Raw genomic sequence first — 12,340 nt, 5'->3', positions numbered from 1 at the left:
CCTCTAGGTTCGACCGCCGACGGCGGCCGGCAAAACGGCGGCGCTTGCACCCGGCAGGGCGGCGCTTTCCGCAACTTGGGCTTCCGGACCGGCCTTGACCGTCCGGCGGGCGATCAGCATGGCGGCGATCGCCAGTGCCAGTGCCAGCATCACCGTGCCGGCAGTCAGCGCAGATGTGACCTGATGGACGAGCAGGTTCCTGCCGTCGAGCGCACCGGCGCCGAAGGCCGACACTGCGACCAGGATTCCGAGGCCGAGCGAATTGCCCAATTGATGTGCGACGTTGACGACGCCGGAGGCTGCGCCCGCATCCTCGGCGCTGACCCCGGCGACGCCGGAGGCAGTGAGCGGGCTCAATGCAAACCCCTGCCCTGCCCCGACCAGCATCATCGGCAGGGCGACCCCGGTCACATAGGACGTGTCGGGCGAGACGCGGCTCAGCCAGGCCATGCCGATCAGCGACATGGTGAGGCCGCCGGCGAGCAGCCGACCGTTGCCGAACCGCTTCGTCAGCTGCGGCACCGTCATCGCGACGGCGAAGTTCACCAGGGTAGCCGGCAAGAATGCCAGACCGGTGAGCGCGGCGCTGTAGCCGACGACGCCTTGCAGGAACTGGGTGGTGAAGAAAAAGAAGCCGATCATCGCGCCGAGAAAGAGGACGCGCGCCGCATACGCGCCGGCCCGCACCCGGCTGGCGAAAAGACGCAGCGGCATGATCGGCTGCTTTGCTCGCGTCTCGTTGACGATGAACAGGGCAAGCAGCGCGGCCGCGGCGACAAGGGCTGCGATCGTCAGCGGGTCGCTCCAGCCGGCGCTTGCGGAGCGGACCAGGCCATAGACAAGCGCGCTCATGCCGATGGTCGAGGTGAGCGCGCCGGCAACGTCGAACTGGCCGGATCGCCGCTCCGTTTCCGGCAGGTAGCGCCATGAGGCGACAATCATGGCGATGCCGATGGATAGATTGACGAGGAAACCGACGCGCCAGGAAAGCCAGTCGGCCAGCACGCCGTCAAGGACGAGGCCGACGCTGGCGGCCACCCCGGCAACGGCGCTGTAATAGGAGACCGCGCGGGTGCGTTCAGGGCCCTCGGAGAAGTTCGTCTGCAGCAGGGCGAGCGTCGAGGGCGCGAGGATCGCCGAGCCGAGACCCTGGACCGCGCGCGCCGCAAGCATCCATGCCGGCGACTGTGCCAGGCCGATCGCCAGCGATGCCGCCGTGAACAGCGCCAGGCCGAGGATCAGCATGAGGCGGCGGCCGAGTATGTCGCCGGCGCGGGCGCCGATCAGCAGGAAGCCGCCGAAGGTCAGCGTATAGGCGCTTTGCACCCAGGACAGCTCGGCACTGGTGAAATTGAGGTCGTGGTGGATCTTCGGCAGTCCGGTGAGGACGACCGAAATGTCGAGCACGATCATCACATAGCTGACCAGGATGATTGTCAGAACGGCCGTCTTGCTGGGTATGGAAGGAGCGGTCATCGTCATACGTGCTCCGCCTTGGCTTGATCTCGATATTGCTCGTCGCTGACATGCTCCATCCAGTCGACGGCCTTGCCGTCGAGCGCTTCCTGGACGGCGATATGCGTCATGGCGGTGGCAGGCGCGGCACCATGCCAGTGCTTCTCGCCGGGTTCGAACCAGACCACGTCGCCGGGACGGATTTCCTCTGTCGGGCCGCCCCAGCGCTGGACGCGACCGCAGCCCGAAGTCACGATCAGGACCTGCCCCAGCGGATGCGTATGCCAGGCAGTGCGCGCACCCGGTTCGAACGTCACGGCATTGCCGGCCGCACGCGCCGGAGCGTTGGCTGCAAACAGCGGATCGATACGGACCGTTCCGGTAAACCATTCGGCCGGCCCCTTGCCGGACGGCTGCGCGCCGCTACGCTTGATTTCCATTATCTTGGCTTCTTTGCTGGGCTGACGGAAAATGTCCGTCGCGCGATTGCCGATGGCGGGAATCTAGGCAGTGTAGCGGCATGCAATTAGATGCTATAATTGGCATGAAGCTATGAGATGGATTCATGAATGCGGCAAGGTAGCGTCAACGATCTGCTCGCCTTTCTGGCTGTCGCGAGGGAGCGAAGTTTTACCAGGGCGGCCGCGAAACTCGGCGTTTCGCAGTCGGCTCTCAGCCACACAATCCGCGGACTTGAGGAGCGGCTCGGCGTCCGGCTGCTGACCCGGACCACCCGCAGCGTCTCGCCAACGGAGGCCGGCGAGCGCCTGCTTCAGACCGTTGGCCCGCATTTCGAGGGCATCGAGACGGAGCTCGCCGCGCTCAGCGAGCTGCGCGACAAGCCCGCCGGCACCATCCGCATCACCGCGGGCGAGCATGCGGCTGACGCGATCCTGTGGCCCGCGCTCGCAAAGCTGCTGCCCGCCTACCCCGACATAAAGGTCGAGATCATCATCGACTACGGCCTGACCGATATCGTCGCCGAACGCTATGATGCAGGCATCCGTCTCGGCGAGCAGGTCGCCAAGGACATGATTGCGGTCCGCATAGGCCCCGATATGCGCATGGCGGTGGTCGGCGCGCCGTCCTATTTCGCCCGCCGCAAGCGGCCGCAGACGCCGCTCGAGCTGACCGATCACGCTTGCATCAATCTGCGCCTGCCGACCTATGGCGGCATCTATGCCTGGGAGTTCGAGAAAGCCGGCCGCGAGCTCAAGGTGCGGGTCGAGGGGCAATTGGTGTTCAACAATATCGGGCTGCGAATGAACGCGGTGCTGGCCGGCCTCGGGCTCGCCTACCTGCCCGAGGACCAGATACGCACGCAGCTTGCCGACGGGCGGCTGGTCAGGGTGCTGGCCGACTGGTGCCCGCCCTTTCCTGGTTACCATCTCTATTACCCGAGCCGCCGGCAACCTTCGGCCGCCTTCGCCTTGCTGGTCGATGCGCTGCGCTATCGCCGCTGAGGCGATGTTTCGGATGTTTCAGCGCGGTACGCCGCGTTGAATGAACCAATTACGGGCGGTGTTCCGCAAACTCTGTCCACTCACCGCGCTGCTTTTGAAATTTTCTCGCTCTTTTAATTCTACAAACTCTCTAGACTTAACATAGATCGCTAGGCCTAGAATAGAGCGCTTGAGAGGAGCCAGGAATGTCGAAAAAGCTCGTGGTGGGGCTGTCGGGCAATTTGACCCGGCCGTCGAAGACCAAGGCGTTCGTCAGCCACATCGTCGGGCAGGCCGCCGAAAGCATTGCCGCGGCCTCGGCCGTCTTCGACATTGAGGATCTCGGCGCGTCCCTGCCGCAGGCAAGGCGCATTGGCGATCTGGACCCGGCGGCGCGCAACATTGTCGAACGGCTGCTGGGCGCCGACATCCTGGTGGCCGGCTCGCCGACTTTCAAAGGCAGCTACACCGGGCTTTTCAAGCACTTCTTCGACCTGCTCGACCCGTCATCGCTGAGGAGCAAGCCGGTCATCCTCGCCGCAACCGGCGGCGGCGAGAGCGTCACTCGCTGATCGTCGAGCACCAGCTGCGGCCGCTGTTCGGCTTCTTCGAGGCACTCACCATGCCGACCGCGATCTACGCCTCCGACAAGGATTTTGCCAATGGCGTGCTGGTGTCGGAAGCCATCGACGCCCGCGCCCGGCAGGCGGTCGCCGAGGCATGCCGGGTAACCGGATTGCCCTACGGCGTCGGCCTTGCCGCCTGAACGCGCCACTGATCCGAGATCCCCCTTCCCGACCCATTCAGGAGCACGCGGCGATGACCCGATCCACAAAATCCAGGCAAATCAAACTGGGCGCTTTCCTGCCCGGCGGCGGACAGCATATTGCCGCCTGGCGCCATCCCGATGCGCCGGCCGACGGCGCGACCAATTTCGAGTTCCACAAGCAGCTTGCCCTGACCGCCGAGCGCGGCCTGTTCGATGCCTATTTCCTCGCCGACAATCTGACGGTCGGCCTCGGCGCCCGCGAAGGCGGCAACGCCAAGATCGCCGGCTTCGAGCCGGTGACGCTGTTTGCAGCACTTGCGCCGCTCACCACGCATCTCGGCTTCATCGCCACCGCCTCGACCACCTATGAGGAGCCCTACACGCTGGCTCGCAAATTCGCCTCGCTCGACCTGCTGTCGAATGGCCGGGCCGGCTGGAACGTCGTCACCTCGGCCGGCGACGAAACCGCGCGCAATTTCAATCGCAATACCCAGCCCAATCATGCCGACCGTTACGCGCGGGCCCATGAGCATGTCGAGACGGTCAAGGCGCTGTGGGACAGCTGGGAGGGCGATGCCTTCATCCGCGACAAGAAATCGGGCCGCTTCTACGACAAGGACAAGCTCCACGACATCGATCACAAGGGGCAGCACTTCAGCGTCAAGGGCCCGCTCAACGTGCCGCGCCCCGTGCAGGGGCACCCGGTGGTGGTGCAGGCCGGGCAGTCGGAAGACGGCCGCAAGCTCGCCGCCCATTCGGCGGAAGTCATCTTCACCGCCCATCAGAACCTGGCGTCGGCGCAGGAATTCTACCGCGACATCAAGGCGCGCGTGATTGCCGCCGGCCGCGATCCCGAGCAGGTGCTGATCATGCCGGGCGTAGCACCCTTCGTCGGCCGCACCGAAGAGGAAGCGCGCGCCAAATACCAGCAGCTGAACGATCTCATCCTGCCTGAGGATGGCGTCGCCCTGCTCAATGGACTGGCCGGCCAGACGCTCGACATCAGGGGCTACCCGCTCGACGGCCCGCTGCCGCCAAGCAAGGAAACCGAAGGCATGAAGAGCCGCCAGGCGCTGATCCGCCAGATCGCCGACGAGCACAACTTCACCATCCGCCAGCTCTACCAGTGGGTAGCAACGGCCCGCGGCCACTACACCGTCATCGGCAGCGCCGTGCAGGTTGCCGACCAGATGGAGGAGTGGTTCGGCAACGAAGCTGCCGACGGCTTCAACATCCTGCCGCCCTGGTTGCCCGGCGCGCTCGACGATTTCGTCGAGCTGGTGATCCCGGAGCTGCAGCGCCGTGGCCTGTTCCGCACCGCCTATGAAGGCAAGACCCTGCGCGCGAACCTCGGCCTGAAGCGGCCGGAAAATCCCTGGACCGCCGCCCGCTCGGCCGTGCTGGCCGCCGAATAGCTCCCTGTCGCAAGAGGCAAGACGATGAGTTTGCAGCACATCGAACAGCCGGTCGTCATCGACAGGCGTGATAGCGAGACCAGCCTTGGCTCGGACTTCCTGCGTCTCGGTCGCCGGACAGGAATTCGCTTCCTGTCGCGCTATGGCGTCCTGATCGCTTTCCTCGCACTCTGGCAGGTGTCGAGCAGCGCCGGGTGGGTCAACACGGCGGTGCTGCCGCCGATCGATACGATTGTCGCGGCACTTTGGAAGGGGCTGGCCGGCGGCACTCTGCTCGGTGACATCGCCATCAGCCTGCAGCGCGCCGGTCTCGCCTTCGCGGCCGCCGTGCTGGTCGCGATCCCGCTTGGTCTGTTCATGGGCCAGGTGCGCACCGTCGAAACCGCGCTCGATCCCATCCTGCAGGTTTTCCGTCAGACCTCGGCGCTGGCGCTCTATCCGGTGTTCATCCTGCTGCTTGGGCTGGGCGAAGCCTCCAAGGTATTCGTCATTTTCTGGGCGACGCTGTTCCCGCTGCTGCTCAACACCATCAGCGGCGTCAAGCAAGTCGATCCGAAACTGCTGGAGATGGCCCGCGTCTACGGCGCCGGGCAAATCACCGTTTTCCGCCGCGTCGTGCTGCCCGGCGCCGTGCCCTCGATCTTCGTTGGGCTGAGGCTCAGCGCCACCACGGCGCTATTGCTTTTGATCGCCTCCGAAATGATCGGCGCCAACAAGGGCATCGGCTTCCAGGTGATGAACGCGCAGTACAACTTCCAGATACCGCTGATGTTCGCCGCAATCGTCATCCTCGCCGGCCTCGGCCTGATCGCCAACCAGGCGCTGGTCAGCCTGCAGCGGCGGCTCTGCCGCTGGAGCAATGCCGTCGACTGACCACTCGTTGCCATCCTTCAAACCAGGCCCAAACCAGGCCAGAATAAAGGAAGACCGGATCATGAAAATTACCCGCCGTTCCCTGCTTGCCGGCGCACCCTTCGCCGCCGGTCTTCTCTCCGCCGGCCTGCCCCGCTTCGCCTTTGCTGAAGCGGCACAAGTCAAGTTCCGCTATCTCGCCAGCCGCGGCAGCATCTCTCCGCATGAGCTGGCCGACGAGCTCGGCTATTTCAAAGGCCTCGGCGTCGAACTGGAGAATGTCGGCTATTCCGGCGGCGGCCCGGAATCGCTGTTCGCGCTGGCCTCCGGCAGCGTCGATCTCGGCTCGGCCGCAACCGCTGCCGTGATCAATTCGATCTCCGGCGGCAACGACTTCGTCGCCGCCTATCCGAGCAACGGCATCAACAATAAGGTGCGCAGCGTCTTCTACGTGCTCGACGACAGCCCGATCAAATCGATCGCCGACATTGCCGGCAAGACCATCGCCGTCAACACGCTCGGCGCCCATCTCGACTACACGGTGCGCGAGGCGCTGCACAGCGTCGGCCTGGCGCCCGACGCCGCCAATCTCGTCGTGGTGCCCGGACCGCAGCTCGAACAGACCTTGCGTTCCCGCCAGGTCGACATCGCGGCGCTGGGCTACTGGCAGGCGACGTTTGCCGGCGCCCTGGTCGACAATGGCGGCGTGCGTGGCGTGTTCAACGACACCGACGTGCTCGGCGAGCTAGCCGGCGGCTTCGTCGTGCTCAGGCGCGACTTCATCGCCGCGCATCCGGACGCCGCTCGCAACTTCGTCGAGCAATCCGCCCGTGCCTCGGACTGGTCGCTGCAGAACCCGGACGAAGCGCGCAAGGTGCTCGCGAACATCCTCGACAAGCGCGGCGAAAACGGCGAATTGGCGCGCTACTGGACCGGCTTTGGGCTGCGCCAGGGCGCCAAGGCAACCGACCGCGATATCGACTTCTGGGTCAGCGTGCTCGAGCGCGACGGCCGCCTGCCCAAAGGCAAACTGAAGGCGGTGGACATCCTCTACCGGCCGGGCGAAACCAAGACCAACTGACGAAACGGCCGGAGACAAGCGCGATGAGCAGCACAAGCGGCGGTGAGGTCAGCATACGCGACCTGTCCAAATCCTTCAGCATCGGTGGGCGCCCGCTTGCCGTGCTGAGAGCGCTCAACCTCGACATCTGCTCGGGTGAATGCCTGGTCATCGTCGGCGCCAGCGGATCGGGCAAGACCACGCTGCTGCGCATCCTAGCCGGGCTGGAGGCCGCCGACAGCGGCGGCGTCGCCATCGATGGCAAGCCGGTGCATGGCGTCGGCGCCGAGCGCGCGGTGATTTTCCAGGAACCGCGCCTGCTGCCCTGGCTGACCGTGCTCGGCAACGTCGCCTTCGGCCTCGAGGTGCGGGGCGTGCCTAAGGCCGAGGCCGACGAAAGGGCGCGCTTCTATATCGCGCTCGTCGGCCTCGCCGAATTCAGCGATGCTTTCCCAAGGCAGCTATCGGGTGGCATGGCGCAGCGCGTCGGCATCGCCCGCGCCTTGACCGTGCAGCCTGAAATCCTGCTGCTCGACGAGCCGCTGGGGGCGCTCGACGCCATGACCAAGATCGGCATGCAGGAGGAACTGGCGCGCATCTGGAGCGAGGAGAACGTCACCATGGTGATGGTGACTCATGACCTCGAGGAAGCGATCTACCTCGCCGACAGGGTACTGATCCTGCCCAAGGAGAAAGGCGGCGCGGCGCGGCTGATCGAGATCGACCTGCCCCGCCCGCGCGAGCGCAGCGAAAGCCGCTTCGTACGCTATCGCGAAGAACTGCTGCGCGAGTTCGGCCTGCACTGAAGGGCGGACTATGCCGTGGACCCACGGCGGCGGCAAAGTGCCGCTCGGTTCCGTCCGCGACCTTTGAAAACCTTGGGTTCCTCGCCCCGCAGAGCGGGGAGAGGTGGCTCGGCGAAGCCGAGACGGAGAGGGGCCTTCCGGCATCGCAGACCGTCCCTCAAGCGCCACCCACCTGCTCTCCCCGGGTTCTTTTCTGGAACCGGATTCCACGCCCCGCATTTTCTAACCGGGAGGCGAAGGAGCGCGGCATGAAAGCTTTGTTCGCAATCTTCGGCGGCTTCGTCCTGACGCTCGCCGTATTCGCCAGCGGTCTGGCCTTCGCCACCTGGCTTCTGATAGCCAAGCCGGTGTCGCCGGCCGCCCCGGTCTCCAGCGTCGCCGAATTGTGGACCAGGGATCCGCGCCCGGTGAACCCGGCCTCGCAGCGCCTGGAGCGCCTTCCCGCCCGCGCGGTCCCGGCTGATCGCACCTCGAAACCCGCCGATGCCGCAGCGTCGGCGCCCGACACCACCGTGACCGGCTCTATCCAACCGGCAGCGGAAGAGCAGCAGACGCTGCCTGTCGCCCATGTCGAATGGTGCGCAAGCCGCTACCGCTCCTACAGACCGGACGACAACCACTACACATCCTACAGCGGCCAACAGCGCCCCTGCATCTCGCCCTATCTCGACGCCGGCGATGACGGCAGCTACGTCGAGGCGAGCGACACGTCGTCTATCGAGGGCTCCGTCCCATCGGATGAAACCGACGGCGCCGAGCTCTCATCCGACCACCTGCAATACTGCTTCAGCCGCTACCGCTCGTACCGACCGGAAGACAACACGTATCAGCCGTATTCCGGCGGGCCGCGCCGGCAGTGCGAGTAGGCGGGCGGGGGCGGGCTGGCGGCCGCAGTACATGGCGCCTTGTGCGACCCCACCCAACGATCACGCAGATTTCTTGGATCGTTCGGGTTGGCGCGGCGTTCATCCGATACCCAAAGGAGAAATCAACATGGGCGACGACCGGGAAGACAAGATTCGTGAGCGCGCATACCAGATCTGGGAACGTGAAGGCCGGATCCATGGCGATCCCGAGCGGCACTGGCACCGGGCCGAGGCCGAGATCGACAGGGAGGCAGCCCTGCCACTGACGGCAGGCGATGCTCTGCCGGAAACCCGCGAGGTCGCGAGCTCCGACGTCTTGACGGTCGAGGCCCTGGCTGTGCGCACCGGCATATCGGGCGAACAGGCGCAGGAGCTGATCGATAGGCTGGGCAACGACCGAGCGGCGATCGAGCAAGCCGCGCGCAACCTCAAGGGGAAGCACCGGCTCGGGGAGTGACAGATGATCAGAAAACTCAAAGACGGAAAATACCGCCTCTATTCGCGCAAGAAGGACGAAAAGACCGGCAAGCGCCGCAATCTCGGGACGTTTGACAGCCGCGAGGCTGCGGAAAAGCACGAACGCGAGGTGCAGTATTTCAAGAGGCATTGAGGGGCGTGCCGTCGCTTGCCAGGCAGCCGCGCCGGATGCCTGACGGAACCTGAATTCCAGCCCGCAACAAGCCGTCGCGAAGCCACTACCGCTCCCACAGGCCAAGCGACGACCACTACACATCCTACAGCGAAGGGCAGCGCCCCTGCATCTCGCCCTATCTCGACGCCGCCGATGACGGCAGCTACGTCGAGGCGAGCGATACGTCGTCGGTGGAGGGCTACCCGCCATCGGATGAACCCGGCGGCGCAGAGCTGTCATCCGACCACATGCAATACTGCTTCAGCCGCTACCGGTCATATCGACCGGAAGACAACACCTATCAGCCCTATTCCGGGGGGGCCGCGCCGGCAGTGCGAGTAGGTGGGGCGTCGCGGACACGATGGTGAGGTGAGGGCACGCCTGGAATAGGAACACGGCCCGCGCCCACGGCACCTGACCGACTTCGAATCCAGCTCCTTGCCGAGTGGCCGAGACTGCAGCATGGCAATCCTGAAACGAACATCGCGGCGAGATCAGCGGGTTCGGCACCGCACACCGGATCGATTAGCGCTCACACACGCGCCGATCAAACGTGCTCGGCTCTATCGAGATTTTAACGTACGCTTCTCATGCAATTCTGTATGTCAATAGGACGTCAGCGGACAAGCCGCTTTAAGGCATTGATTTCATGGGGATAATTTTCGTATATAATGTCTTGCATACAGACTTCTACCCGGCATCACTATACACATTGAAACATTGCAGAAGAGCATGGGATCATAACTCGCTGTAACAAAAGCATTTTATCTCAGACAATATCAGATATCCACAGACATGTAGAAAACTTCAACGTCGGCGCGTTGACATTGAACGACGGCGACGATACAGCTTTAGATTGTCGCGATAGGGATGGTGCTGAAATGGCTGATAATGAAGGGCTGGAGCAGTTCACACTGACGCTAAAGGGGAATGGGGTCGAGATCAAGCGTGAGATCAGCCCAGATCAATTTGCTGCGATCATGAGCGTGGTTATTGGCAGAGATATGTCTGCCAGTAATACTTCGACCGCATCCACGGGAGCGCCGGTAGAGCTAGCAGTTAAAATCTCGCTCAGAGAATTTCTCGACGAGGTCAAAGCAGTGCGTAAGCCGGATCAAATTGTGGCAATAGGTCATTATATTGGCCTTCATGAGGGTCAGCCCACCTTCTCCCGTGAGGACATAAAGGACCGCTTTGCTGCTGCGAGAGAACCTATGCCCTCGAATTTCCCGCGAGATTTCGGGGTGGCCATCAAAGCTGGGGCAATCGCCGGGGCACATCAAAAGGCGGGCCACTACTACGTGACCAAAACCGGAATACAGGCTGTTGATCGGCACTTCGGGGCCGACGCGAAGAAGTAAGAGGATACGCATCCATGGCTCTCAAGGATTTGGTTGCGGATCGTGGCAAGATCACGGAGGAGATGATCGAGAAGATCATAGCCGATTATATCCGGTATGATCCAGGAACCTACGAAATCGTATTTACCCGGGCCGGCATGGCATTGGGGAACGACGCCAAAGTTCTAGTAATGCTTGTTGCGATTGTGGGCTGGAAGTACGTGACCGACGAAACTCGCTCGGCCGACACGCGACCTGCTGCTTTGGAAGCGCTTACTGGCATCCATGGCGGCTCTTTGCGCCCCACGCTCAAGAAATTGAAAGATTCCCGCCTTCTTGCAGTTGTTGATGGCCATTATTCGGTCAAGGTAGCCAACCTCGAGGCAATTGCGAGCACGGTTGCGGGGGAGAAGGCGTTGGCTCCCGCCAAGCGCACTGCCGGTAAAGCTGACAAGATAGCGAAAACGCTTTCGCCAGATGAACAGGCGACCATCCAGACTGGTCAAACAAGCAGGCGGAAATCGGTTGTGCCGATCCGGGCATCGCTAGACCGGTTAGTAAAAGATGACTTCTTCTCAGAGGTGCGGACTTTGCCACAAGTCTTGGCTGAGCTACATGAGCGCGCAATTATAGCCAAGACAACATCCCTATCTGGACCCATCGCCGATCTGGTTCGAAACGGCAAGTTGAAGCGCAAAAAGGTCATCAACGGAAACAAGGAAATATGGGGCTATAGGGCGGCTTAACATGCGCGACACCATCATCGCGAACCTGTCCGCACATATCCAACCCTGCTGGTAACTGAACTGGTCGACGCTTACGAGCAATTATTAGCAAAACATCGCGCTGGAGACTTGGAGGGCGCGCTGGTGAAAGGCGGCCGGCTCGTCGAGCAGGTGTTTCGGACGATCGAACATCTCCGTACGGGCACCACGCCCGTCGAGATAAAACAGGTCGCCCAAACTATGAAGCAGATAGAAAACGACACGTCACTTTCGGATTCGCTGCGATTCCTCATACCTCGTGCCGCTTATGGCATGATCTACGACCTCCGCAGCAAGCGAAACGCCGTGCACGTGAAGGAAATTGATCCAACTTCCATTGACGTATCCCTAGCGGTGGCAGGGGCGAGTTGGATCATCGCAGAGTTCCTACGGCTCTATCATGTCAGTGATGACAAAGCTGTAGCCCAGGCGATGCTTGCGCTGACGCGAACTTCGATCCCATTGATCGAGGCCATCGATGGAGAAGTGTTTGTGGGTAAACCCGTCGCGGCAAAGTATGAGCTGCTGTTACTACTGGCCCATGCAAGGCCGGCAGGATTGACGCGCACCGAATTAGGTACCGCTGTCAAGTGCAGTCAGCCCTCGGTCAGCAACGGACTTAAAGACCTAGTCAAGAAACGCTATGTTCATTTGTCTTCAACAGGCCAGTATTTCGTAACCAGTGCCGGCGAACAAATGTTAGCGGAGTGGCTCATTTCTGTTCAGTGAAGGTTGAGCGGCACCCTTCTAGCCTCTCACCCGGCGCGCTCCCTCCACCCGCGTCAAGCCGCTCCTGCAGATGCCCATTGAGCACAATCATCTCCTTCAGCGCCTTAACCGCATCTCCCTTATGCAATGCAATGAACTTGTCAGCGATGGCCTGCAGCGCTACCTCCTGGCGGCTGTCCAGTGTCACAATGTGGTCCATGGCGGCGCCTCC

General features: G+C 62.8%; 14 protein-coding genes and 2 pseudogenes. 13 read left to right on the top strand and 3 right to left on the bottom strand.

Annotated elements, in window-relative coordinates; genetic code table 11:
- Window positions 1–3: 3 nt before the first annotated feature.
- Both NKJ94_RS07270 and NKJ94_RS07265 read right to left on the bottom strand, forming a co-directional pair.
- The gene (locus NKJ94_RS07270; RefSeq protein ID WP_352523945.1) at window positions 4–1,482 is read right to left on the bottom strand and encodes an MFS transporter; all 1,479 of its coding nucleotides are present in this window, start codon (window positions 1,480–1,482) and stop codon (window positions 4–6) included.
- Window positions 1,479–1,895, bottom strand: a complete 417-nt coding sequence (locus NKJ94_RS07265; RefSeq protein WP_352523943.1) for a (R)-mandelonitrile lyase — start codon at window positions 1,893–1,895, stop codon at window positions 1,479–1,481. The genes NKJ94_RS07270 and NKJ94_RS07265 overlap by 4 nt, the downstream gene beginning before the upstream one ends.
- Window positions 1,896–2,024: 129 nt before the next feature.
- On the opposite strand from NKJ94_RS07265, the gene NKJ94_RS07260 reads away from it, so the two are divergent.
- The 13 genes and pseudogenes from NKJ94_RS07260 (at window position 2,025) to NKJ94_RS07200 (ending at window position 12,129) form a co-directional block, all read left to right on the top strand.
- The gene (locus tag NKJ94_RS07260) at window positions 2,025–2,918 is read left to right on the top strand and encodes a LysR family transcriptional regulator (RefSeq protein WP_352523941.1); all 894 of its coding nucleotides are present in this window, start codon (window positions 2,025–2,027) and stop codon (window positions 2,916–2,918) included.
- 185 nt (window positions 2,919–3,103) lie between these two features.
- A pseudogene (gene msuE / locus NKJ94_RS07255) lies at window positions 3,104–3,663 on the top strand (FMN reductase).
- A 53-nt stretch (window positions 3,664–3,716) separates the two neighbouring features.
- Window positions 3,717–5,081 (top strand): LLM class flavin-dependent oxidoreductase, encoded by a 1,365-nt coding sequence (locus NKJ94_RS07250; RefSeq protein ID WP_352523940.1) that lies wholly within the window; start codon window positions 3,717–3,719, stop codon window positions 5,079–5,081.
- Between the two features lie 24 nt (window positions 5,082–5,105).
- Window positions 5,106–5,954, top strand: coding sequence for an ABC transporter permease (locus NKJ94_RS07245; protein ID WP_352523938.1), 849 nt, complete (start codon window positions 5,106–5,108; stop codon window positions 5,952–5,954).
- A gap of 61 nt (window positions 5,955–6,015) precedes the next feature.
- A complete protein-coding gene (locus NKJ94_RS07240) occupies window positions 6,016–7,014 on the top strand; it encodes an ABC transporter substrate-binding protein (protein WP_352523936.1) in 999 nt (332 codons plus the stop codon).
- A 23-nt stretch (window positions 7,015–7,037) separates the two neighbouring features.
- Complete coding sequence (locus tag NKJ94_RS07235) at window positions 7,038–7,799, top strand: ABC transporter ATP-binding protein (protein WP_352523934.1); 762 nt, start codon at window positions 7,038–7,040, stop codon at window positions 7,797–7,799.
- A 248-nt stretch (window positions 7,800–8,047) separates the two neighbouring features.
- Window positions 8,048–8,665 (top strand): BA14K family protein, encoded by a 618-nt coding sequence (locus NKJ94_RS07230; protein ID WP_352523932.1) that lies wholly within the window; start codon window positions 8,048–8,050, stop codon window positions 8,663–8,665.
- Window positions 8,666–8,792: 127 nt separating this feature from the next.
- Entirely contained in the window at window positions 8,793–9,122 is a 330-nt protein-coding gene (locus tag NKJ94_RS07225; protein ID WP_352523931.1) for a DUF2934 domain-containing protein, read from the top strand.
- Window positions 9,123–9,125: 3 nt separating this feature from the next.
- The gene (locus NKJ94_RS07220) at window positions 9,126–9,275 is read left to right on the top strand and encodes a hypothetical protein (RefSeq protein WP_127204769.1); all 150 of its coding nucleotides are present in this window, start codon (window positions 9,126–9,128) and stop codon (window positions 9,273–9,275) included.
- 266 nt (window positions 9,276–9,541) lie between these two features.
- Window positions 9,542–9,638, top strand: a pseudogene (locus tag NKJ94_RS07215) (BA14K family protein); the annotation flags it as partial.
- A gap of 485 nt (window positions 9,639–10,123) precedes the next feature.
- On the top strand, window positions 10,124–10,657 hold the full coding sequence (locus NKJ94_RS07210; protein ID WP_352523929.1) for a hypothetical protein: 534 nt from the start codon (window positions 10,124–10,126) through the stop codon (window positions 10,655–10,657).
- 14 nt (window positions 10,658–10,671) lie between these two features.
- Entirely contained in the window at window positions 10,672–11,382 is a 711-nt protein-coding gene (locus NKJ94_RS07205) for a hypothetical protein (RefSeq protein WP_352523927.1), read from the top strand.
- A 108-nt stretch (window positions 11,383–11,490) separates the two neighbouring features.
- Complete coding sequence (locus NKJ94_RS07200) at window positions 11,491–12,129, top strand: hypothetical protein (RefSeq protein ID WP_352523926.1); 639 nt, start codon at window positions 11,491–11,493, stop codon at window positions 12,127–12,129.
- On the opposite strand, the gene NKJ94_RS07195 is transcribed toward NKJ94_RS07200, so the two are convergent.
- Entirely contained in the window at window positions 12,113–12,328 is a 216-nt protein-coding gene (locus NKJ94_RS07195) for a hypothetical protein (protein WP_352523924.1), read from the bottom strand. The genes NKJ94_RS07200 and NKJ94_RS07195 overlap by 17 nt on opposite strands.
- Between the last annotated feature and the right edge of the window lie 12 nt (window positions 12,329–12,340).

It is taken from the genome of Mesorhizobium sp. M0060, from assembly GCF_040323155.1.
Classification (GTDB): Bacteria; Pseudomonadota; Alphaproteobacteria; order Rhizobiales; family Rhizobiaceae; genus Mesorhizobium.
Note: the sequence above shows the minus strand (reverse complement) of the source record. Positions and strands in the feature narration are given on the sequence as shown.